Here is a 20,843-nt window from a genome sequence, read left to right as displayed (position 1 = left end):
TAGCCGGTGCGCCACGACGTGACATTGGCCTCATAATAGACGCTTCATCGGCGTCATTTCCGCTCAGACGGAAAGACGCCGGTCAGATGACCCAATCGTGAGGAGACGCGAGGTCATGAACGTCGAGTTGATTCTGCTGGCGCTCGCGCCCGTGTTCGTCCTGTGCATCGGCATCGAAGCGTGGTATTGGCGACGTCGCCGGCCGGGCATGTACAGCCTCAAAGACACCGTGAGCAACGCCACGCTCGCGCTCATGCATCAGGGCGCGGACAAACTGGCGTGGCTGCTCATCGTGCCGTTCTACGCGTGGCTCTACGATCACCACCGCATCTACACGATGCCCTCGGGCTGGATCGGCTTCCTGCTGCTCTTCGTCGTGCAGGACTTTCTCTACTACATCTTTCACCGCGCGAGCCATCGCATTCGCTGGCTGTGGGCGGCGCACGTCGTGCATCACTCGTCGGAGCGGCTCAACCTGTCCACGGCCTTCCGCCAGAGCCTGATGTATCCCGTGGCGGGTATGTGGCTGTTCTGGACGCCGATGGCGCTCATCGGCTTCACGCCGATCCAGATCGTCGGCGTGGTGCTGCTCAATCTCGCGTTCCAATTCTTCGTGCATACGCAGGCCATTCCGAAACTCGGCTGGCTGGAGTACGTGCTGAACACGCCGTCGATCCATCGTGCGCATCACGCACGCAACCCGCGTTACATCGACCGCAACTATGCGGGCGTGCTGGTCATTTGGGATCGTCTGTTCGGCTCGTATGTGGAAGAAAGCGAGGCGGAGCCGTGCGAGTACGGCATCGTGAATCAGATTCACACCCACAATCCGATCACGCTGACGTTTCACGAATGGGGCGCGATGGCGCGCGACGCGCTCACGCTGCCGGGATGGCGTAACAAGTGGATGGCCCTGTTCGGGCCGCCGGAATGGTCGTCAGGCTTGCTCGAACGCCGCCGCGGCGCGGCCGAGACGGTCGTTGACGGCAGCCCAGGCGGGCGTGTCGGGTAAGCGTTCGAAGAGAATGCGCGTGACGTTCGCACGATCCAGACGGCGCAGCAGCGCGTAAAGATCGGTAGCCAGCGCGTCGGGCGTGGGCGGCAACGTGAACGTCACCACGCCATCGCCGAGCGCAGCCAGTGCCTCGGCGCCAGCCGATGACGGCAGCGCCGCCAGCGTGCCTGCAAAGGCCACCACGGCCACGCGCTCGCCCTTCGGATGCACGGCCAAGGCGGGCGCAAACTGCGCTGCGTTGCAGAGATACAGCGGCGTGCGCGGCGCGTAATGCGCCTTGAGCGTGCCGGAAGCACGCGGGGCATTCGCATCCTGCCCCGGCAAACGCGGCATCTCGCCCAGCACTTCGGCGATCTGTTCCGGCGTGATGTGCCCCGGGCGCAGCAACGCCGGGAAGCCACGCGACAAATCCACGATGGTCGATTCGATACCGACGGCCGCTTCGCCGCCGTCGAGCACATGCACGGTCACACCGGGCAGACCGGCAAACTCGTCGCGAACGTGTTGTGCAGCGGTCGGGCTGACCTGACCAAATCGATTGGCCGACGGGCCCGCAACACCACCCTGCCCGCTTGCGCCGCCTTTCACGCGCGCGAACTCACGCAACAGCGCTTGCGCGACCGGATGCGACGGAACCCGCAGCCCGACCGAATCCTGACCGCCCGACACCGCCGCCGGAATATGCGGCGCGCGTTTGACGATCAACGTGAGGGGGCCGGGCCAGAACGCGTCCATGAGCTTGCGCGCGGCAGGCGTCACGTCGTCGCTCCAGTAACCGGGGTCGCCCTCGGGCGAGAAATGCACGATGACGGGATGATTCGCAGGCCGCCCCTTGGCCGCATAGATGGCCGCGACCGCGTGCGGGTTCTCGGCATCGCCGCCAAGGCCGTAGACGGTCTCCGTCGGAAACGCGACCAGTTCGCCGGCTGCCAGTTGTTCGGCAGCCAGTGTGATGGCTTCATCGGACGGCATGACGATACGAGGGGCCTGCAACGACGTCATCGCTCAGTCTTCCAGCGCGATGTTGAGGCTGGCAGCGGCTGCGACGCAGGCCTTGCGCGCCTCGTCGAGCGAAGCGCCCGCGAACGTGATGTGGCCCATCTTGCGGCCAACACGCGCCTCTTCCTTGCCATACAAATGCAGACGTGCCGACGGCAGTGCCGCGACCTCGTCCCACGCCGGGGCGCGGGGTTGATCCTTCGCGTCGCCGTCGAACCACACGTCGCCCAACAGGTTGAGCATGACAGCGGGCGAATGCTGACGCGTTTCGCCCAACGGCAGGCGGGCCATCGCACGCACCTGCTGTTCGAACTGGCTCGCAGCACACGCATCGATCGTGTAGTGACCGCTGTTATGCGGACGTGGTGCCATTTCGTTGGCGATCAACGAGCCATCCTTGAGGATGAAGAACTCGACGCACAACACGCCGACGTAATCCATTTGCGACGCGATGCTCGCAGCGGCCGCACGCGCGGCATCGGCCAGCGCCGGTGCGGCATCGGGCGCCGGGACCGTGGTCGTCGCCAGAATGCCGTCGATATGGACGTTTTGAGCGAGCGGGTAAGTCGCGACAGCGCCGTTCGCGCCACGCGCGCTCAGCACCGAGACTTCGTACGCCAGCGCCAGGCGCTTCTCCAGCACGCACGCCACGCCACCCATTTCCGCATAAGCGGCACGCGCTTCGGCGGGCGTGTTCACCCGCACCTGGCCCTTGCCGTCGTACCCCATGCGGGCGGTTTTCAGAATGCCCGGCAGCACGGTCTCGATGGCAGCATCGCCAATGGCGTGCAGCGCATCGGTCGACTCGATCACCAGATGCGGAGCGACGGGCACGCCGCAGCTTTCGATGAAGCGCTTCTCCGCCACCCGATCCTGCGCAATGGCAACGCAGCGGCCCGCCGGGCTCACCGTGGTGCTTTGTGCGAGGAAGTCGAGCGACTGGGCGGGCACGTTCTCGAACTCGGTCGAGACGGCCGGACACAGCGCGGCCAGTTCAGCCAGTGCAGTCTCATCGCGGTAATCGGCCACGATCAGGCGGTCGGCCACGGCACCGGCCGGGCAACGCGGATCGGGGTCGAGCACGCAGACCTTGTAACCCATCGACTGGGCGGCGAAACAGAACATGCGGCCGAGTTGGCCGCCGCCCAGCATACCCAGCCATTGACCGGGGAGGATGGGCGCAGCGGAGGCAGGATTCATCAGCGTTTAGGCGCGAAAGCGTGCGGGGACAGTCTTGTTGTTACAGCGCCGGCAGCGTCATGCCGCGCGCCGCTTCGGTCTGCTTGGCACGGAAGGCGTCGAGCTTGTCGGCCAGCGCCTTGTCGTCGGCGGCGAGCATCGACACGGCGAACAGCGCCGCATTGGCGGCACCCGCTTCGCCGATGGCGAACGTCGCGACCGGCACGCCCTTGGGCATCTGCACGATCGAGAGCAGCGAGTCTTCGCCACGCAAGTACTTGCTCGGCACCGGCACACCCAGCACCGGCACGGTCGTCTTGGCGGCGATCATGCCCGGCAGGTGGGCGGCACCACCGGCGCCGGCGATGATGGCAACCAGCCCGCGCTCGCGAGCGGCTTCGGCGTAACGGAACATGTCGTCCGGCATGCGGTGCGCCGAGACGACTTGCGCCTCGTACGGCACGCCGAACTCGGCCAGAATGGCGGCCGCGTTCTTCATCACTTCCCAGTCCGAGTTGGACCCCATCACCACGCCTACGCGCGGCGCCACGGCTTGTTTCTCAGTCATTGTGTCTGTCCCGCTCAGGCCAGTTGCTGGCCGGTCAGGCGCTCGAGCGCCTCGCGGTACTTGGCGGCCGTCTTCTCGACGACGTCGTCCGGCAGCTTCGGCGCGGGCGGGGTCTTGCCCCAGTCTTGCGTCTCGAGCCAGTCGCGCACGAATTGCTTGTCGAACGACGGCGGGTTGCTGCCCACGGCGTACGAATCGGCCGGCCAGAAACGCGACGAATCGGCGGTCAGGGCTTCGTCCATCAGGTGCAGCTTGCCGTCGTCATCGAGACCGAATTCGAACTTCGTGTCGGCGATGATGATGCCGCGCGTGGCGGCGTAAGCAGCGGCTTCCTTGTACAGGCGAATCGAGATCTCGCGGATCTGTTCGGCCAACTCGCGGCCGATGCGGCTCACCATGTCGTCGAAGCTGATGTTCTCGTCGTGCTCGCCCAGCTCGGCCTTGGCAGCCGGCGTGAAAATCGGCTCGGGCAGTTGCTGCGCGTTTTGCAGACCTGCAGGCAGCTTCACGCCGCACACGGCGCCAGTGGCTTGATAGTCTTTCCAGCCGCTACCGGCCAGATAACCGCGCACCACGGCTTCGACCAGAATCGGCTTCAGGCGCTTGACCACGACGGCGCGGCCGGCCACTTGCGCGGCTTCGTCGGCCGAGACGACCGACTCCGGCGTCACGCCCGTCAGGTGATTCGGCACCACGTGCGCGAGCTTGTCGAACCAGAAGTTGGCCATCTGGTTGAGCACACGGCCCTTGCCCGGAATCGGCTCGCCCATGATGACGTCGAACGCCGAGAGGCGGTCCGTCGTCACGATCAGCAGCTTGTCGTCGCCGACGGCATAGTTATCGCGCACTTTGCCGCGCGAGAGCAGCGGCAGGCTCTTGAGGGAGGATTCGTACAGGGCGTTCAAGGCGGGGGTAGTCACGGCGGGACCCGATGTCAGAAGGGCAAAGGCGTAATTATACGCGCCTTGCGCGCCCCTCGGCGGCGTTCGCGGACTTAGGCTGTTGACTCGTGAATTCCGCGCCTTCGGCAATTTGATCGAAGCTCGCCCGCGCCTGGTTGATGTGATGCGAACTCTGCCGCGCCCGTTGTACCTCAACCTGCCTGACGATGTCGTCGACGGTGAGCCGCATCCGGTCGGTCGGTTGCAATTGCAGCAGTGCGCTGGCAATTACGGCGCAAGGCCTTGATATTCCCTGCTCAGAGCACACCAGCGCGATCTTGCCCGGGTTCTCGCGCAGGTAATCGGCCACGCCCTTGCCAGCTTGCCAGAGCGTCGCGCCTGAAATCTCCGCGCCGCCGTCCTCCATGCCGGTGAACTCCATGAATTTCACATGGGCCAGACTTCCCTCCACTTTCGAGATATCGCGCAACGGCGTGTCGATATTGCCTGCGCCGCGCGCCGTTCGATCGTCTTCGCCGAAGCGCTTGAGATAGTGCCCCACCGGGCGCGCAAGATAGCGCTGGGTCTCGCCGGGATGCTGCATTGCACCCGGTTCGACGCAAAAAATGGCGCCGATCTCGGGGTGGGTCATGAGGATTCGGGTAAGGGCCACGCCCTCGGTTGGCGTTGCCGTCGGCCCCACGACGAACTGAAATTCCCCGAACGCCAGCAAACCGTAACGCGTGCATTGCCCGTCCACGCAAATCAGCGTTTTCGGATTGACGCCGTATGCGTCGATCCAAGCGGTCTTATCCATCGCGGACAACCTGGCGTCCTGCTGGAACGCGTCGAGTCGGCCCAGCGTAAGCACGGGCAGGCTGATCGGCTGTGCAGCCTCGCGAGGAGGGTCGTGGGGAACGTTGGGTGCGACAGGGGGACGGTGACGAAAAAGGGACGAAAAAATGCGCGGCATCGAAAGCTCCAAAGGGGCCCCATCAGGATCGGGCCAAGTCATCGAGGTTCGAGAGCCTTTCATGCCCGTCAGATCGCGACTTTGGTTTTCGAATGCCACCTGCGGCATTTCGGCTCGTCAGGGAGAAACGCACGCAGGACCATCGCCAGCCATGGGTCGGGTTTGCGTTGCTTGGCGGGGCGGTTACGCCGCCTACAATGGAAAACGTCCACCCGGGAGAGGGGCTGCCATGTCAACCACGTCGAACGTCACCGTTGTGATCGCAGCCGTCATCGCACTCGTCAGCCCGGTCGTCGAGGCGCAGACGTCGCCCGCGCCGCATCTCCACGCCCCGGTACATCGCCCTGCCCCGGCCCATGCCGCATCGGGTGCTGCGGCGGCGAATGCGGCCACTACGGCCAATGCCGACGACCGCCCGGTGCTGCCGCGCCTGATCGCCATCGCCACACCGGAACCTGACGACGCGATCCCGCGCTTCGCGCTGTACGCGGCACGGGATATCGAAACCATGGGGCTCCAATTTCCGATGCAGGCCGAGGGGGTGGCGCCCGATGGCGACGTGGTCATCACACTAAGCCTGCGCGAGGGGGCCACCACCCGGATGCGCGACTTCTCGCGGCAGCACATGAACGAGCCGATGACACTGATCGTCGACGGCGTGGAGATGCTCACGGCCACCATCCGCTCGGAGTTGGGAGGCAAATTCCAGTTGCAGATGCCAAAAGAAAAGGCCCGGCTTCTGTTCCAGCGTGTGCTGGCGAAGGCCGGGCCTGCAACTTGAGATCCGAAGACCCCAAGTCTGATGCTCACTTCATTTACTTCACGATTTGCGAGAGATCGCCGCTCTTGTACTTCTCGGCCATCTTATCGAGCGCCACCGGCTTGATCTTGCCGGCTTGGCCTTCGCAACCGAACGACAGATAGCGCGCCTTGCACACCAGCTTGGCGGCTTCGCGAGCCGGCTTCAGGTAGTCGCGCGGGTCGAACTTGCTCGGGTTTTCGAACAGATAACGACGGATCGCGCCGGTCATGGCCAGACGGATGTCGGTATCGATGTTGATCTTGCGCACGCCGTGCTTGATGCCTTCGACGATCTCTTCGACCGGCACGCCGTACGTTTCCTTCATGTCGCCACCGAATTCACGGATTTCGGCGAGCAGCTCTTGCGGCACCGACGACGAACCGTGCATCACCAAGTGGGTGTTCGGAATGCGGCGGTGAATTTCCTTGATGCGGTCGATGGCGAGAATGTCGCCCGTCGGCTTGCGGCTGAACTTGTAGGCACCGTGCGAGGTACCGATGGCAATCGCCAGCGCGTCGCACTGCGTTTGGTTCACGAAGTCGGCAGCCTGATCCGGGTCGGTCAGCAGTTGCTCGCGCGTCATCGTACCGTCGGCACCGTGACCGTCTTCCTTGTCGCCCTTCATCGTTTCGAGCGAACCCAGCACGCCCAGCTCGGCTTCCACCGTCACGCCGATGTAGTGCGAGAACTCCACGACCTTCTTCGAGACTTCGACGTTGTACTCGTAGCTGGCAACCGACTTGCCGTCGGCTTCGAGCGAGCCGTCCATCATCACGCTGGAGAAGCCGCTCTTGATCGCGGCCATACACACAGCGGGCGATTGGCCGTGATCCTGGTGCATCACCACCGGAATGTGCGGATATGCTTCCACGGCGGCGGAAATCAGGTGACGCAGGAACGCCTCACCGGCGTACTTACGTGCACCTGCCGACGCCTGCATGATCACCGGCGCGCCGACTTCGTCGGCAGCGGCCATGATCGCGGACACCTGTTCCAGATTGTTGACGTTGAAGGCCGGCAGACCATAGCCGTTTTCGGCGGCATGATCGAGCAGCTGTCGCATAGAGACTAGGGGCATGATGTTCTCCTTGGAATCACAAATTAAGCAAATCTTCGTCGACCCAGGGGTGCCCTTCATAACGACGGCTCGCGCGGCGCGAAAACGCTTGCGCGTCTCGCCGCTCGCGCGCGGCCCTCATCGTCATGCGTGCCCCACCTGGACGATTTTCAACGTATTGGTGCCACCGGGTTGTCCCATCGGCTCGCCCACCGTCAACACGATCGTGTCGCCGCGCTTGACCAACCCGCGCGCGAGCAACAACTGCTCGGCCTGCTTCAGCGCGTGATCGCGGTCATTCGTGGATTCGACACGCATGGCGGCAACGTTGCGATAAAGCGACATTTTACGCAGGCTCGAGAGCTGCGACGTCAGCGCAAAAATCGGCACGTGAATCTTGTGACGGGACAGCCACAGTGCCGTTGCGCCCGATTCGGTCAACGCCACGATAGCTTTCGCGCCAAGATGATACGCGGTAAACAAGGCGCCGGCGGCAATCGTTTGGTCGATGCGCGTAAAAGTTTGGTCGAGCCAGTCGCGGTCGAGTTCCACCGTCTCGAAGCGCTCGGCTTCGACACAGATGGTCGCCATCGTCGCGATGGTTTCCACCGGATACTTGCCCGCAGCGCTCTCGGCCGACAGCATCACGGCGTCGGTGCCATCCAGCACGGCATTGGCGACGTCGGACACCTCGGCACGCGTGGGCACCGGGTTGTGGATCATCGACTCCATCATCTGCGTGGCCGTGATGGTGAGCTTATTCATCTCGCGTGCCAGGCGGATCATGCGCTTTTGCAGCGCCGGCACGGCGGCATTGCCTACTTCGATGGCCAGGTCGCCACGCGCGACCATGATGGCGTCCGATGCGGCCAGAATCTCTTCCAGCGCCGGAATGGCCTCGGCGCGCTCGATCTTGGCGATCATGCGCGGCTTGATGCCGTACGGCTCGCCGGCCACGTTGGCCAGACGGCGCGCCATTTCCATATCGGTGGCGTTCTTCGGGAACGAGACCGCGACGTAATCGGCGCCCAGCGCCATCGCGGTCTTGATGTCTTCCATGTCCTTCGCGGTCAGCGCCGGTGCCGTCAGCCCGCCGCCCTGGCGGTTGATGCCCTTGTTGTTCGAGAGATCGCCGCCGACCTTCACGGTCGTATGGATCTCGTTACCGAACACGCGATCGACGGTCAGCACGATCAGGCCGTCGTTGAGCAGCAGCACGTCGCCCGTGCGCACGTCGCGGGGCAGTTCCTTGTAGTCCAGGCCCACGCGCTCGTCGTTACCGACTTCGCAATCGGCGTCCAGAATGAACGATGCGCCGGTTTCGAGCGTGGTCTTGCCGTTCTCGAACTTGCCGACACGGATCTTCGGACCTTGCAGGTCGGCCATGATGGCCACTTCGCGCCCAGCTGCCTTGGCGGCGTCGCGCACCATCTGCGCGCGCTCGATGTGATCCTGCGCCTTGCCGTGCGAGAAGTTCAGCCGCACGACGTCCACGCCGGCAGCGATCATGCGCGAGAGCACTTCCGGCGTGCTCGATGCCGGGCCGATGGTGGCGACGATCTTGGTGGAGCGGTTCATTACATCCATCTCTTCATCCTCTTTTGGTAGCAGCGCGTTCGACAATGCTGGCGCTTCGATGGTTGTACTTTATTTACGCGGCCAGAGGTTAACCAAAAAGTTCGTATTGTCCGTACGAAATCGTTCGATTCGAACTCAAACGTTCGCAATAAAGCGTGCAAAACGGCCCCGCACGCCCCATTTTCCGGACCGACGAACCGGCTCTCCGGCCCCGCCCCACTTAGATCACAGGCAATCCAATTAGTTGGCTTGGGCTGCGCGTTGTTGCAACACGTCCACGGCGGGCAGGGTCTTGCCTTCCAGGAATTCCAGGAAAGCGCCGCCGCCCGTCGAGATGTAGCTCACCTGGTCGGCAATGCCGTACTTGGCGATCGCGGCCAGCGTGTCGCCGCCACCGGCGATCGAGAAGCCCTTGGCGGCGGCAATCGCGCGCGCCAGGGTCTCGGTGCCATGACCGAACTGGTCGAATTCGAACACGCCGACCGGGCCGTTCCACACGATGGTGCCAGCACTACCCAATTGCTCGGCCAGCTTGGCAGCCGTTTGCGGGCCGATGTCGAGAATCATGTCGTCGGCGGCCACGTCGGCGGCGGCCTTCACAGTCGCTTCAGCCGTCGGGCTGAATTCCTTGGCGCAGACCACGTCGGTCGGAATCGGCACCGACGCGCCACGCGCGGCCATGGCGTCGATGATCGCCTTGGCTTCTTCCACCAGATCGGCTTCGGCCAGCGACTTACCGATCGGCAGGCCAGCGGCCAGCATGAACGTGTTGGCGATGCCGCCGCCCACGATCAGTTGGTCGACCTTGTCGGCCAGCGTCTTGAGAATGGTGAGTTTGGTCGAGACCTTCGAGCCAGCGACGATCGCCACGAGCGGGCGGGCCGGGGCGTTCAGGGCCTTGCCCAGCGCTTCGAGTTCGGCGGCCAGCAGCGGGCCGGCGCAGGCGGCCGGGGCGTACTTGGCGATACCGTGCGTGGTGGCTTCGGCGCGGTGGGCCGTGCCGAATGCGTCGTTCACGTAGACATCGCACAGCTTGGCCATCTTCTGGGCCAGTTCGTCGTTGTCTTTCTTCTCGCCCTTGTTGACGCGGCAGTTTTCCAGCAGCACGACCGTGCCCGGTGCGACTTCGAAACCGCCGTCGACCCAGTTCGCGATGAGCTTCACGTCACGGCCGAGCAGTTCCGACAGACGTTGCGCGACGGGGGCGAGCGAGTCGGCCGGCTTGAATTCGCCTTCCGTCGGACGGCCCAGGTGCGACGTGACCATCACAGCGGCACCGGCGTCGAGCGCCATTTGAATCGCCGGCACCGAGGCGCGGATACGCGTGTCTTCCGTGATACGGCCCTCATCGTCCTGCGGCACATTCAGGTCGGCGCGGATGAAAACACGTTTGCCGGCAAGGCGGCCCTGAGCGATCAAATCGGAAAGACGTACGACGGAAGCCATGAGAATCCGGAATAAATAGTGGGAAAAACATGCATTTTAACTTATCCCACTCCCCGAATGACCATTTTGGGTGTCTGAGGGTTTTGCCTACAGGAACAGTCTTCCGAGCGTGTAGACGACCATTCCGATGACGATCATCTCGATCATGTTCCGGCGCCACACAAACCAGCCAGTGGCCGCCACCGCCGCCGCCAGCTTGTGATTGCCGAGATGCAGCGCGAACTGATGATCGAGCAGCAGCACCTCGGGCACCACGATCACGGCCAGCGCCGCCGCCGGGGCGTAGCGCAACGCACGTTGCAGCCGCTGAGGCAGCGTGACGCGCTCGCCCGCGAGCAGGAAGAACGTGCGCGTGAGGATAGTCACTGCGGTCATCGCCACGAAGGCGAACCAGATTTCCCAGGTGCTCATCCGCGGCGCTCCTCGGTCAGTTCGTCGACCTTGCTGGCATCGTTGGACTCGTTGCGTCGGTCGAGCTTGTTGACCTTATTGAGTTTATGGGCGCGGCGCGCGACGAGCTCGTCGCAAACCATGCCCGCCGCGAGCGCGCCGACCACGCCAAGCACGAGATTGAGCCGGTACGGCAAGTCGAAGGCAAGCAACCCGATGACCGACGCCAGCGCCACGGCCAGAAACATCGAGCGGGTGGAAATCGTGTGCACCATCATCGGAATGAGCGCGAGCGTGCCCGCGAAACCCAGGCCCCAGCTATCGGGCACAAGCGCGCCGAGCATGATGCCGATGATCGACGACACGTGCCACACCGCCCAATTGCTGATCGTGATGCCGAAATACGTGCCCTCCTTGCCCGGCACGTAACCGTTCGCGAAGTTCTGGTTCATGAACATCACGAAACCCAGATCGCCGTTGACGTAGCCGAGCACGATGCGACGGGGCAGCGACAGGTAGGAGAAATGGGGTTGCAGCGCTGCGCTGAAGATCACAAAACGCAGATTGACGATGGCGACCGTGAGGAGAATCGTCCAGAGCGGCATGCCTGCTGCGAAGAGCGGTAGCGTGGCGAGTTGCGCCGAGCCGGCGTAGAGCATCAGGCTCATGCCGATGGCTTGGGGCACGGTGAGGACCGATTTGCTCATGGCCACCCCAGTCACGAGGCCCCACGAGAAGATGGCAGGCAACAGCGGCGAAATAATGCGAAAACCGGCCGCGAACCCGTCACGTTCAGCGGCTGGCAAACGAAGCGTTGGCATGGTCTTGGGGGCGAGCGCCGTAGCGAGCGGCGCACTGGATGGCATTGCGGGGCAAAGCGGTCCCGACGGCGCCCGGCACGCCCGTTCGCCCGCCTGGCGTTGCCGGATTGTCTCCTGAATATATTCATCATCGATGGCGGACGACAGGCCATTATAGTCACGGTAAGTATTTGCTTAGTACGCCACGGGGCATGGACTGCCGGTTTTTGCAGGTACAACGCGCGAGGTGTCGCTTATGCGCCACTAATGCGCCACGTTGGGACGTGCGCCGCCCGTGCGACGTGGTCTCGCGCGTGGCGCAAGCCGTCCGCAAAGGGAGCGGCTGCTTTACAATAGCGACTTTTGGCGAGCACGCAGCCCCGTACGGTGCGCCGTGCCAACCCCGAAATCCCGAATACCCATCACGGTCTGAACCCCATGAGCGAAGTCAAACAAATGCCGATCGTCGAAGTCGGCGCAGAAGATCTGCCGGTGCATTGCCCGAATCCGAAGATGGAAGCCTGGAGCGCCCATCCGCGCGTGTTCATCGATGTGACCCACGGCGAAGCCGCTTGCCCGTACTGCGGCACGCGTTATCGCCTGAAGGCCGGCGTGGTCCTCAAGGGTCACCACTGAGCCACCTGAGCGCTCACGCAAGCCCTGACCGTGCGCCAGTCTTCGCGGCGCCGGTCATCGGTGAGTTTCATCGCTACGCTTAACGTTTAGAGTCTCCGCCACGATGCATAAAGCCTTGGTGATCGCCCCCAACTGGATTGGGGACGCGCTGATGGCGCAGCCGTTGTTTACCCTGCTCAAGCGTCTGCATCCGCGTCTGACCATCGACGCGATCGCGCCGAGCTGGGTCGCCCCGGTTCTGGAGCGCATGCCGGAGATTTCGCGCGTGGTCTCGACCGACCTCGCGCACGGCAAGTTGCAGCCGCTCGCGCGCTATCAGCTCGCGAGCGTGCTCGCCGACGAGGGATACGACGCCGCCTACGTGCTGCCGAATTCCTTCAAATCGGCGCTGATTCCGTGGCTGGCGCGCATTCCGTTGCGCATCGGCTACAAGGGCGAGCAGCGCTACGGCCTGCTCAACGTGCGCCACGCCAACCCGCGCAAGGACGAGCGCCCGCCGATGGTGCGGCATTACGCTGCGCTCGCGTTCGCCCCTGGCGCCAAACTGCCCGAGACGCTGCCCACGCCGCGCATCGAAGCTGATTTGAACGAATCGGCACGCGTGTTTGCGCGCTTCAATCTCGATTTGCGCGTGCCGCTCGTCGTGTTCTGCCCGGGTGCCGAGTTCGGACCGGCCAAGCGCTGGCCGCCGGGTCATTTCGCACAGCTCGCGCAATTGGTGCGCCGCTCGTTCCCGTACGCGCAAATCATCGCGCTTGGGTCGGGCAAAGATGGTGCGTTGGCCCAGCAAATTGCCGCCGAGGCACCGTTCGTGCGCAACCTGTGCGGTCAGACGTCGCTGGCCGAGGCTTGCGCCCTGCTGGCCCGTGCGAACGCCGTGGTCAGCAACGATTCGGGGCTGATGCACGTGAGCGCCGCGTTGCGCCGCCCGCAGATCGCGCTTTTCGGATCGTCCGATCCGCGCCACACGCCGCCGCTGTCCGATCAAGCCCACATCCTGTGGCTACAATTGGAATGCAGCCCGTGCTTCGCGCGCGAATGCCCGCTGGGCCATACGCGCTGCCTGAACGAGCTGATGCCCGAACATGTGTTCGCCAACGTGCGCAACATTCTGCTCACGCAGCGGTAAGTTCGCCTCCGGTTAAACCCAACGGTAGATCCTCATGCCACGTTTTGTCCGCCTGTTCGATGCCGCCAGTGAAACCATCACGGCCTTTTATGACGCGTTGCGCCGCGGCCAGACGGATCGCGCGATGTCGCTGTGGGCCAACGAGGACTTCGTGAGCTACATCCGCGCCGACGGTACGCGCTGGGACGGTCTGGAGCAGATTCGCAGCGGTCTGGTCGCCCAGTTCGCACAGAGCGTGGTGCTGATCGATTCGCTCGATACGACCGAGTACGACACTGTCGGCACTGTGGTGCACACCGCCACGGAAGCCATGCGCGTGGGTAAGGAAGATGCCGGGCAGACGACCGCTCAGCTCATCCACACGACTTATGTGCTGGTGCACGAGCAAGGGGATTGGCGCTTTGCGCACATCCATTCGAGCCCGCTGCCGCCGCACGCTGTCGAGCAATTCAGCTTGATGATGCACGCCCGTCCGGACGGGCTGCACTGAACAGTACGAGGTCAGGTTAAGCGAGGCGCACCATGACGGCCCGGCCAGCGGCATTTTTCCCACCCGATTACCGGTCGCCGCGGTGGCTGCCCGATGGGCACAGCCAGACGATATATCCGGCGTTGCTAGGCCGTCGCCCTCATGTCGAATTCCGGCGCGAGACGTGGGACACCCCCGACGGCGATTTCGTTGATGTCGACTGGCTGGTCGCCCCACCCGCCTCAGAAAAAGCGCCGCCCGCGCCGGATGGCCTTGTCGAGACGCCGCTTGTCGTGCTGTTCCATGGTCTGGAGGGTAGCTCCGACAGTCACTATGCGCGCACGCTGATGCGCGAAGTCGAGGCGCTCGGCTGGCGCGGCGTCATCCCCCACTTTCGCAGTTGCAGCGGCCGCATGAATCGTGCGCCGCGCTTTTACCATTCCGGCGACAGTACCGAGATCGACTGGATCTTGCGCCGCTTGCGCGCGCATGTGTCGGGGCCGATGTTTGCGGCGGGTGTGTCGCTAGGCGGTAACGTGTTGCTGCGCTGGCTTGGTGAACGTGAGGCCGACGCGACGCAAATCGTGACGGCCGCGAGTGCGGTGTCGGCACCACTCGATTTGCGTGCGGGCGGGCTAGCGCTCTCGCACGGGTTCAACATGGTGTACACGCGCAATTTTCTGGGCACGCTCAAGAAGAAGGCGCTTGCCAAACTTGAGCAGTATCCGGGGCTATACGACCGCGATTTGATGATGTCCGCGCGCGACCTCGGCGAATTCGATCACGTGGTGACGGCACCGCTGCATGGCTATCACAGCGCATTCGACTACTACACGCGCGCGTCGAGCAAACCGATTCTTCCGGCCATCGAAGTCCCGACGCTGGTGCTCAACGCGCGCAACGATCCGTTCCAGCCAGCGAGCGCGTTACCTAGTGAAGCTGACGTGGGTCGCTACGTGCATTTGCTGCAACCGGCGAACGGTGGGCATGTGGGCTTCATGAGCGGCCCGTTTCCGGGCGGCATGACGTGGATGCCGCGCACCGTGGTCGATTATTTCCGTCAATTCTTGCCTCACGCACCGGCGACGCCTCATGGATGAACTCGTTCGACAGGCCATGGCCAAATGGCCCAATGTGCCGCATTGCTACGGCTGGCTCTCACTGGATCGTCGTGGGCAGTGGCGTATGCGCGACGAGGCTGCGCAGGCGGCAGGCGAGCCGGGCGACCCGATTCGTCATGCGGCGTTGCTCGCGTTTATCGCGCGCAATTACGAAAGTGACGAGGGTGGGCGTTGGTATTTCCAGAACGGTCCGCAGCGCGTGTATGTCGGGCTGGCGTATGCGCCGTTCGTCGTGCGGTTGTCGTGGGATAGCGCGGCGAACGATGGCAAGGGTGCGCCCGTACTGACGGATCAGTTGGGGCATGCGTTCGCGCCGCAAGCGTGCTTGCTCGATGAGGATGGCAACGTTGCGTTTGTCGGGGCAACGCCATCCGGCAACGGTGACGAGAACGGTCGGCGCAATGCCCCGCTCGCCCTGCTGCACGATCACGACATTGATCTACTTACGCGCGTGTCCGATTTGGCGCAGGCCGCCGAGATCGCACAAACGTCCGACGATACGGCCGACGCCGAAGCCGCCGTCAAGCTGCATTGGCAAAACGGCGATTCGCTGCCGTTTGCGACGGTCCATGCGGGTACGTTGCCGGAAACGTATGGGTTTGAGCGGGATCCGCGGGCCGACTGATTCGTCGATAGCTGCCGCAAAGCTGGTGATAGGTAAGCGAGCGCCGAACCTATTCACCTCGCGCGTCAACGGGGCGCGTATGCGCCGAGAATGCACCCGGATATCGGCAAACATAGAAGCCTTCAACACAATCATCCGTTGTCTGCTCGCTCAACATCATCCACGGCTCATTTGTGCTACTGGCGAGCACGACAACGACGACTGCCAAGCCCGCGTATAGCGTCCAAAGTGCGTTTGGTACGACGCTAGAAAGGGCCAACCCATACACAGCGAAAGACAGGCTACTGGCGAGCTGCCCCGCCAGGAGGCTCGCGCCTGCGACGCGAACACGCACATTGCGCGGCATTGCGAGTGTGCGCCGATCGATGCCGACCATCGCGAGACAGGCGCCCAAGGCCCCAGATATTGTCAGACTCACGAAATAAACGATTGCGTTATCGGCAATCGCACTCGCCGTGAGACTGACCGCGGTGCCCAGCCACATCAGCACAAATCCCCATCGACGGTGTAACTGCTTCGTCAACAGTGGATGAAGCCATCCAACGCCGAGCATCGAACCGATCGTAAACGCGGCGACCAGCCACCCCACACTCGAATTCTGCAACGCGGCGTCGCGCACCATCCGGGGGATCAGTAACGGAACGACACCCGCCATAGCGACACCGAGCAATACATCGTTTAGCGAAAAGAATCGTTCCGCTGGCAGACGGCACTTTAGGACGAGACCATCCACAGCACTGCGCAGTCGTGCCATGGATGTTGGCGAGTTCTGCAACTTCCCCAACGACTTCTGCGCAGAGATTGGAATTTGCAGCGAGAACGGAATCAGAAGGCAACCCAGCATGGCGACGCATGCCAACGCCGTCGCTTGCGATCCGTAGAGCATCGCTACGCCCGCGAGCAGAGGTCCGGCAATGCGTCCGATATTGGCAACTAGCCGGTGTCGCCGGAACGCTTGCAACGTCGCCGATTTGCCAACTGTTTCAGCCGGATAGATTGTCATCAGCGGTTGCACCGCCGCGAATGCGGCCACGGCAATAATGTCATTCACAATCCACCATGACACGTCGCGCGAAAAGCACATCGCAGCCAAGCGTGCAAAACCTGACACGACAATCGTGGCGCAGGCGGCGCGTGTGACCCAACCACGGGCCTTTCCCTCGACCCATGCCGCCGCCACTGGCAAAGCGACGATCGCAGTTGTTGCCAGTGCTATTTCATAGATCACAACGCCCGACGCACCAAATCTTGTAAGAAGCACGAATGGAACCGTTGCGTTCCACATGCCCAGATAGGCGGCCAGCACGAGGTCAAGCAGCAAATACGCGTGGAATGATGTCACGGAGAAGGGGCTTGGCATGCAACGAATTGAGTCGAGACTATAGACGCCACGCGTCACGAGCCGCAGACCGCGTTGCCCGCCTCACCCAAACTGCTTGAAGTCCTTCTCGTCTTCTTTGTCTTCTTTGTAGCGACGTTGGAACTCGTGCAAGCGAGCGTCGATGGTCGACATTTCGTAGAAGTCGGCGTCACCCGCATCGCGGGCGAGTTTCAGTTGGCTGACCGCCGCCATCCATTGACCTTGCAGCGCGTATTGCTCTGCCAACGCTTCGTGCTGCTTCGCGCGCTTGCCACCCGCCGCCCACGCGCCAGCCAACGCCCGCCACCAGATCGGCTCGCTGCGATAGCGCTCGACCTGATCCTTCAGAAACTTCGTTGCTTCCGGAATTCGTTGGCTTGCCACAAGCGCGTCGGCGTACGCCATATCCGACGCCTGCGACAACGGAAACGCTGCACGCGCCTCCGTCGCGATTCGCAACGCTTCCGCCGACTTGCCCTGCATGCGCGCGATATCGGACGCCAGCACGGCCAAGCTCGGTGTGCCCACGCCCGTGCCACCAAACGCCGCGCGCGATTTCTCCAACGCCTCACGCGCCGGTTCCCAGCGACGCTGCTTGTACTCCGCCAACGCCACCGCATACCAAGCCGCCGAAACACTCGGCGCGGTCTGCGTCCGAATCGCCGTGCGTTGCGCTTCTGCAATCAGCGCAAAATCGCTCGCCGATTTCTGCTGTAACACCAGCGAACGCGCGCGCACAAACGCATATTCAGGCGACTGCTCCGGCTGACGATAACCCGCATTGCGCGAACGATTGAGCATGTCGGCAATACGGTCCACCGTCAGCGGGTGAGTGCGCACATATTCCGGCACACCCGCTTCGTTGATGGCATCCGCGCGTTGCAGCCGCTCGAAAAACGTCGGCATCGCATACGTATCGAAGCCAGCCGCTTGCAGCAACTGGAAACCGACGCGATCCGCCTCACGCTCAGCATCGCGCGAGAAGCGCAATTGACGATCGACCGCGAGCCCCTGCCCGCCCATCGCAATGCCCATGCCGAGATCGGAACTACGCGCACCAATCCCCGCGAGCAAACCAAGCAACAAGCCGCCCAGCGCAATCCAAGAGTTCTGCGCCTGCTGGCCGAGCATTCGTGCGATGTGATGTTGCAGGACGTGCCCCGTCTCGTGCCCCACTACCGACGCCAATTCCGACTCGGTGCGCGTCGTCACGATCAGCCCGGTATTGATACCGATGAATCCCCCGGGGAGCGAAAACGCATTGATCGCCGCATCGCGCACCACGAAAAACTCGAAGCTCTGACTCGCGTCGAGTCCAACCTTGCGCGTCGCAGCAACGAGTTTTCCGCCGAGCGTATTGATGTAATCGGAGAGGAGCAGATCGGAGAGATAGTCGGGGTCGGCGCGAATCTCGCGCATGACGCGCTCGCCGAGCTTGCGCTCCATGGCGGGCGATAAGTCGGCAGCCGAACTTTGTCCGAGCGTGGGAAGCGATTGCGCCGCCACGCGCGTGGGCACGATGGCAGCAGAGAAGGTCATCGCTGTCATCACGGGCAGCAGTGTCCAGGCGACAGCGCGCCGCCAGAGAGGACGGAATGAACGTGATGAACGCGTCATGAAAATGGGCGCGGCATGGCGCGGGTCATTCGAGGCTGCTGCTATGATAGCAGCCAAGTGCGTACGTTCCCTGCGTGTTTCCCGACAGGCTCCGCACATCACATTTGGCACCTATCCATGGCAGAACTTACCCATTTCGACACCGCTGGTCAGGCCCATATGGTCGACGTCGGCGGCAAGGACAGCACCCATCGCATTGCCGTAGCACGCGGCACCATCGTGATGAAACCGGAAACGCTGGCGCTCATTCGCACGGGCACAGCCAAGAAGGGGGATGTGCTGGGCATCGCGCGCATCGCCGCCATTCAGGGTGCCAAGCGCACCGCCGATTTGATTCCGCTCTGCCATCCGCTGGCCCTTACGCGCGTCACCGTCGAGTTTCTCGTCGACGATGGCGCGAACGCCGTCCATTGCCGCACGCAAGTTGAAACCATCGGCCGCACCGGCGTGGAGATGGAAGCACTCACCGCCGTGCAAGTCGGCCTGCTGACGATTTACGACATGTGCAAGGCTGTCGATCGCGGCATGACCATCACCGATGTGCGCGTGCTGGAAAAGCACGGCGGCAAGTCGGGCGATTGGGTGGCGGCGTAACACGCACGACGTGCGGAACTGCGGGGGACGTCACTTCCCCCGCGACGCCGTCCACTGCACCGCGAGAATGCTCGCGAACACCATCGCCAGCCCGACGAACGCAAAACCGGTGATCGCCTGACCTAGCAACACCCATCCCAATACCACCGCCGTCAACGGGCTCAACAACCCGAGCGACGACACCGCCACCGGCGCCAAACGCGCAATGCCGCGAAACCACAGTGCATACGCGAGCAATGCGCCCGCCAGCGACAGATATAAATACCCCGCCGTTTGAAGCGCCGTGAGCGACGGTAGCGGCGCATCGACCCACAACGCCAGCGGCGCCAGCATCATCCCGCCCAGCGCCAATTGCCAGCCGGTCAACGCAAGCACGGGCATATCGATACGCCAGCGACGCGTCAGATACGTCCCCGTCGCCATGCTTGCCGCCCCGGCGAGCGCCGCCACAATCCCCACAGGCTCGAAGACCGTCGTCGGCGACAGCAACAAGATCGCCATACCGACCACTCCCGCCACCGCCGCCCACACCGTGGGCGCCAACGGACGCTTGCGCTCCACACCCCACGCCAGTCCCATCACCAACAGCGGCTGAATCGCACCGACGACTGCGGCCAACCCGCCGGGCAACCGATACGCCGCCACAAACAACAACGCTTGAAACGCGCCGATATTGAGCGCTGAGAGCACGAGCAAACGCCCCCAATCGCGCGTGGCTGGCCATCGGCGTGCGTAAATCAACAACAACAGCCCCGATGGCAACACACGGATCAGCGCCGCAATAAACGGCCGATCCGGCGGCAAAAGCTGCGTCGTCACGATATAGGTCGAGCCCCAGATCATCGGCGCGAAAGCAGTTAGCAACGCGTCGATCCAGTTCAACCGTGCGGGTGAAGCGATGGCAGAGGACGTCATGATTATTTATCTTCAATTCAAGATAAATTGCAGTTTGGTATCATTTTGTCTTGATGTCAAGACAAGTGAGGTCACGCATGGTGAGCCGTCAGACGCGCAAGGCCGATGCCAGCGAGGGGATGCAGAAGGAAAACACGGGAGGCGAGAGCGCCACACACGACGCAGGCGATGCCGTCGACGCGATTCTTGCGCAGTGGAATCGGGAGCGTCCCGATCTGGACGTCACGCCGATGGCTGTCATCGGTCGGCTAAAACGCTGCGCGGCGCTGGTTCAGCAGCAACTCGACGCGACATTCGCCGAATTCGACATGAGCGGTTGGGAATTCGACATGCTGGCGACCTTGCGTCGCTCAGGCGCGCCGTATCGGCTAGCACCGACGGCGTTGTTTTCCACCTTGATGGTGACGTCCGGCACGATGACACACCGGCTGCAACGTCTGGAAGCCCGCGGCTGGATTACGCGTGTTGCAAACCCGGAGGATGCACGCAGTACGCTCGTGCAATTGACCGACACCGGCTTCGCGCAGATCGAGCGCGCCGTCGACGCGCACGTGGCCAACGAACATCGCATGCTCGCGCCGCTCTCCAAAGCGGCGCTCGCGCAGATCGACAGCGGCCTGATCGCTTGGCTCAAGGCGCTGGAAGCAGAGCGCTAATCGATGCGCAATGCGACCGGAGCCCAATCTAGC

22 protein-coding genes are annotated in these 20,843 nt (G+C 63.2%); 9 read left to right on the top strand and 13 right to left on the bottom strand.

What is annotated here, in order from left to right:
* Window positions 1-115: 115 nt before the first annotated feature.
* A complete protein-coding gene (locus ACPWR9_RS20425) occupies window positions 116-1,012 on the top strand; it encodes a sterol desaturase family protein (RefSeq protein ID WP_426300073.1) in 897 nt (298 codons plus the stop codon).
* Here the strand turns inward: ACPWR9_RS20425 and ACPWR9_RS20420 are convergent.
* The 5 genes from ACPWR9_RS20420 to ACPWR9_RS20400 are packed head-to-tail and all read right to left on the bottom strand — an operon-like array spanning window position 938 to window position 5,723.
* Entirely contained in the window at window positions 938-2,017 is a 1,080-nt protein-coding gene (locus tag ACPWR9_RS20420; protein WP_426300071.1) for an L-threonylcarbamoyladenylate synthase, read from the bottom strand. The genes ACPWR9_RS20425 and ACPWR9_RS20420 overlap by 75 nt on opposite strands.
* A 3-nt stretch (window positions 2,018-2,020) precedes the next feature.
* Window positions 2,021-3,214 carry a 5-(carboxyamino)imidazole ribonucleotide synthase gene (locus ACPWR9_RS20415; protein ID WP_426300069.1) on the bottom strand — a complete coding sequence of 398 codons (1,194 nt, stop codon included), beginning with the start codon at window positions 3,212-3,214 and terminating at the stop codon, window positions 2,021-2,023.
* A gap of 40 nt (window positions 3,215-3,254) precedes the next feature.
* On the bottom strand, window positions 3,255-3,761 hold the full coding sequence (gene purE / locus ACPWR9_RS20410) for a 5-(carboxyamino)imidazole ribonucleotide mutase (RefSeq protein WP_426300067.1): 507 nt from the start codon (window positions 3,759-3,761) through the stop codon (window positions 3,255-3,257).
* Between the two features lie 14 nt (window positions 3,762-3,775).
* Window positions 3,776-4,666: a phosphoribosylaminoimidazolesuccinocarboxamide synthase gene (locus ACPWR9_RS20405; protein ID WP_426300630.1), complete on the bottom strand. Its 891-nt coding sequence runs from the start codon at window positions 4,664-4,666 to the stop codon at window positions 3,776-3,778.
* A gap of 49 nt (window positions 4,667-4,715) precedes the next feature.
* Complete coding sequence (locus ACPWR9_RS20400; protein ID WP_426300065.1) at window positions 4,716-5,723, bottom strand: hypothetical protein; 1,008 nt, start codon at window positions 5,721-5,723, stop codon at window positions 4,716-4,718.
* Between the two features lie 121 nt (window positions 5,724-5,844).
* On the opposite strand from ACPWR9_RS20400, the gene ACPWR9_RS20395 reads away from it, so the two are divergent.
* The gene (locus ACPWR9_RS20395) at window positions 5,845-6,396 is read left to right on the top strand and encodes a hypothetical protein (protein ID WP_426300063.1); all 552 of its coding nucleotides are present in this window, start codon (window positions 5,845-5,847) and stop codon (window positions 6,394-6,396) included.
* A gap of 34 nt (window positions 6,397-6,430) precedes the next feature.
* Here ACPWR9_RS20395 and fba read toward each other — a convergent pair whose 3' ends face one another.
* The 5 genes from fba to ACPWR9_RS20370 all read right to left on the bottom strand — a co-directional run bounded on the left by fba (window position 6,431) and on the right by ACPWR9_RS20370 (window position 11,754).
* Window positions 6,431-7,495, bottom strand: a complete 1,065-nt coding sequence (gene fba, locus ACPWR9_RS20390) for a class II fructose-bisphosphate aldolase (protein WP_426300061.1) — start codon at window positions 7,493-7,495, stop codon at window positions 6,431-6,433.
* A 123-nt stretch (window positions 7,496-7,618) separates the two neighbouring features.
* On the bottom strand, window positions 7,619-9,052 hold the full coding sequence (pyk, locus tag ACPWR9_RS20385; RefSeq protein WP_150681667.1) for a pyruvate kinase: 1,434 nt from the start codon (window positions 9,050-9,052) through the stop codon (window positions 7,619-7,621).
* 240 nt (window positions 9,053-9,292) lie between these two features.
* Window positions 9,293-10,498, bottom strand: a complete 1,206-nt coding sequence (locus tag ACPWR9_RS20380) for a phosphoglycerate kinase (protein ID WP_426300059.1) — start codon at window positions 10,496-10,498, stop codon at window positions 9,293-9,295.
* A gap of 87 nt (window positions 10,499-10,585) precedes the next feature.
* Complete coding sequence (locus tag ACPWR9_RS20375) at window positions 10,586-10,909, bottom strand: AzlD domain-containing protein (RefSeq protein ID WP_426300057.1); 324 nt, start codon at window positions 10,907-10,909, stop codon at window positions 10,586-10,588.
* Window positions 10,906-11,754: an AzlC family ABC transporter permease gene (locus tag ACPWR9_RS20370; protein ID WP_426300055.1), complete on the bottom strand. Its 849-nt coding sequence runs from the start codon at window positions 11,752-11,754 to the stop codon at window positions 10,906-10,908. The genes ACPWR9_RS20375 and ACPWR9_RS20370 overlap by 4 nt, the downstream gene beginning before the upstream one ends.
* Before the next feature lie 372 nt (window positions 11,755-12,126).
* Between ACPWR9_RS20370 and ACPWR9_RS20365 the strand changes: the two genes are divergently transcribed.
* From ACPWR9_RS20365 to ACPWR9_RS20345, 5 genes are all read left to right on the top strand, one after another.
* Window positions 12,127-12,324, top strand: a complete 198-nt coding sequence (locus ACPWR9_RS20365) for a zinc-finger domain-containing protein (RefSeq protein ID WP_058377636.1) — start codon at window positions 12,127-12,129, stop codon at window positions 12,322-12,324.
* 103 nt (window positions 12,325-12,427) lie between these two features.
* Window positions 12,428-13,453: a lipopolysaccharide heptosyltransferase II gene (gene waaF, locus ACPWR9_RS20360; protein WP_150681670.1), complete on the top strand. Its 1,026-nt coding sequence runs from the start codon at window positions 12,428-12,430 to the stop codon at window positions 13,451-13,453.
* 34 nt (window positions 13,454-13,487) lie between these two features.
* Window positions 13,488-13,943: a nuclear transport factor 2 family protein gene (locus tag ACPWR9_RS20355; RefSeq protein ID WP_150681671.1), complete on the top strand. Its 456-nt coding sequence runs from the start codon at window positions 13,488-13,490 to the stop codon at window positions 13,941-13,943.
* A 32-nt stretch (window positions 13,944-13,975) separates the two neighbouring features.
* The gene (locus ACPWR9_RS20350; RefSeq protein WP_426300053.1) at window positions 13,976-15,022 is read left to right on the top strand and encodes a YheT family hydrolase; all 1,047 of its coding nucleotides are present in this window, start codon (window positions 13,976-13,978) and stop codon (window positions 15,020-15,022) included.
* Entirely contained in the window at window positions 15,015-15,668 is a 654-nt protein-coding gene (locus tag ACPWR9_RS20345; protein WP_426300051.1) for a DUF2946 family protein, read from the top strand. The genes ACPWR9_RS20350 and ACPWR9_RS20345 overlap by 8 nt, the downstream gene beginning before the upstream one ends.
* Window positions 15,669-15,717: 49 nt before the next feature.
* On the opposite strand, the gene ACPWR9_RS20340 is transcribed toward ACPWR9_RS20345, so the two are convergent.
* Complete coding sequence (locus ACPWR9_RS20340) at window positions 15,718-17,028, bottom strand: hypothetical protein (RefSeq protein WP_426300049.1); 1,311 nt, start codon at window positions 17,026-17,028, stop codon at window positions 15,718-15,720.
* A 63-nt stretch (window positions 17,029-17,091) separates the two neighbouring features.
* On the bottom strand, window positions 17,092-18,567 hold the full coding sequence (locus tag ACPWR9_RS20335) for a M48 family metalloprotease (protein ID WP_426312888.1): 1,476 nt from the start codon (window positions 18,565-18,567) through the stop codon (window positions 17,092-17,094).
* A 195-nt stretch (window positions 18,568-18,762) separates the two neighbouring features.
* Between ACPWR9_RS20335 and moaC the strand changes: the two genes are divergently transcribed.
* The gene (moaC, locus tag ACPWR9_RS20330) at window positions 18,763-19,239 is read left to right on the top strand and encodes a cyclic pyranopterin monophosphate synthase MoaC (RefSeq protein WP_426300045.1); all 477 of its coding nucleotides are present in this window, start codon (window positions 18,763-18,765) and stop codon (window positions 19,237-19,239) included.
* 30 nt (window positions 19,240-19,269) lie between these two features.
* On the opposite strand, the gene ACPWR9_RS20325 is transcribed toward moaC, so the two are convergent.
* Entirely contained in the window at window positions 19,270-20,154 is an 885-nt protein-coding gene (locus ACPWR9_RS20325) for an EamA family transporter (RefSeq protein WP_426300043.1), read from the bottom strand.
* Window positions 20,155-20,273: 119 nt separating this feature from the next.
* Between ACPWR9_RS20325 and ACPWR9_RS20320 the strand changes: the two genes are divergently transcribed.
* Window positions 20,274-20,810 (top strand): MarR family winged helix-turn-helix transcriptional regulator, encoded by a 537-nt coding sequence (locus ACPWR9_RS20320; protein WP_426300628.1) that lies wholly within the window; start codon window positions 20,274-20,276, stop codon window positions 20,808-20,810.
* Window positions 20,811-20,843: the final 33 nt, after the last annotated feature.

The organism is Pandoraea pneumonica (assembly GCF_049918595.1).
GTDB classification, from domain to species: Bacteria; Pseudomonadota; Gammaproteobacteria; order Burkholderiales; family Burkholderiaceae; genus Pandoraea; species Pandoraea pneumonica_A.
This window is presented reverse-complemented; position numbering and strand designations above follow the sequence as displayed.

Coding starts and splice junctions, on each gene's coding strand:
- ACPWR9_RS20425 (WP_426300073.1), top strand. CDS start 116: ATGAACGTCGAGTTGATTCTGCTGGCGCTCGCGCCCGTGTTCGTCCTG.
- ACPWR9_RS20420 (WP_426300071.1), bottom strand. CDS start 2,017: ATGACGTCGTTGCAGGCCCCTCGTATCGTCATGCCGTCCGATGAAGCC.
- ACPWR9_RS20415 (WP_426300069.1), bottom strand. CDS start 3,214: ATGAATCCTGCCTCCGCTGCGCCCATCCTCCCCGGTCAATGGCTGGGT.
- purE (WP_426300067.1), bottom strand. CDS start 3,761: ATGACTGAGAAACAAGCCGTGGCGCCGCGCGTAGGCGTGGTGATGGGG.
- ACPWR9_RS20400 (WP_426300065.1), bottom strand. CDS start 5,723: ATGCCGCAGGTGGCATTCGAAAACCAAAGTCGCGATCTGACGGGCATG.
- ACPWR9_RS20395 (WP_426300063.1), top strand. CDS start 5,845: ATGTCAACCACGTCGAACGTCACCGTTGTGATCGCAGCCGTCATCGCA.
- fba (WP_426300061.1), bottom strand. CDS start 7,495: ATGCCCCTAGTCTCTATGCGACAGCTGCTCGATCATGCCGCCGAAAAC.
- pyk (WP_150681667.1), bottom strand. CDS start 9,052: ATGAACCGCTCCACCAAGATCGTCGCCACCATCGGCCCGGCATCGAGC.
- ACPWR9_RS20380 (WP_426300059.1), bottom strand. CDS start 10,498: ATGGCTTCCGTCGTACGTCTTTCCGATTTGATCGCTCAGGGCCGCCTT.
- ACPWR9_RS20375 (WP_426300057.1), bottom strand. CDS start 10,909: ATGAGCACCTGGGAAATCTGGTTCGCCTTCGTGGCGATGACCGCAGTG.
- ACPWR9_RS20370 (WP_426300055.1), bottom strand. CDS start 11,754: ATGCCATCCAGTGCGCCGCTCGCTACGGCGCTCGCCCCCAAGACCATG.
- ACPWR9_RS20365 (WP_058377636.1), top strand. CDS start 12,127: ATGAGCGAAGTCAAACAAATGCCGATCGTCGAAGTCGGCGCAGAAGAT.
- waaF (WP_150681670.1), top strand. CDS start 12,428: ATGCATAAAGCCTTGGTGATCGCCCCCAACTGGATTGGGGACGCGCTG.
- ACPWR9_RS20355 (WP_150681671.1), top strand. CDS start 13,488: ATGCCACGTTTTGTCCGCCTGTTCGATGCCGCCAGTGAAACCATCACG.
- ACPWR9_RS20350 (WP_426300053.1), top strand. CDS start 13,976: ATGACGGCCCGGCCAGCGGCATTTTTCCCACCCGATTACCGGTCGCCG.
- ACPWR9_RS20345 (WP_426300051.1), top strand. CDS start 15,015: ATGGATGAACTCGTTCGACAGGCCATGGCCAAATGGCCCAATGTGCCG.
- ACPWR9_RS20340 (WP_426300049.1), bottom strand. CDS start 17,028: ATGCCAAGCCCCTTCTCCGTGACATCATTCCACGCGTATTTGCTGCTT.
- ACPWR9_RS20335 (WP_426312888.1), bottom strand. CDS start 18,567: ATGACCTTCTCTGCTGCCATCGTGCCCACGCGCGTGGCGGCGCAATCG.
- moaC (WP_426300045.1), top strand. CDS start 18,763: ATGGCAGAACTTACCCATTTCGACACCGCTGGTCAGGCCCATATGGTC.
- ACPWR9_RS20325 (WP_426300043.1), bottom strand. CDS start 20,154: ATGACGTCCTCTGCCATCGCTTCACCCGCACGGTTGAACTGGATCGAC.
- ACPWR9_RS20320 (WP_426300628.1), top strand. CDS start 20,274: ATGCAGAAGGAAAACACGGGAGGCGAGAGCGCCACACACGACGCAGGC.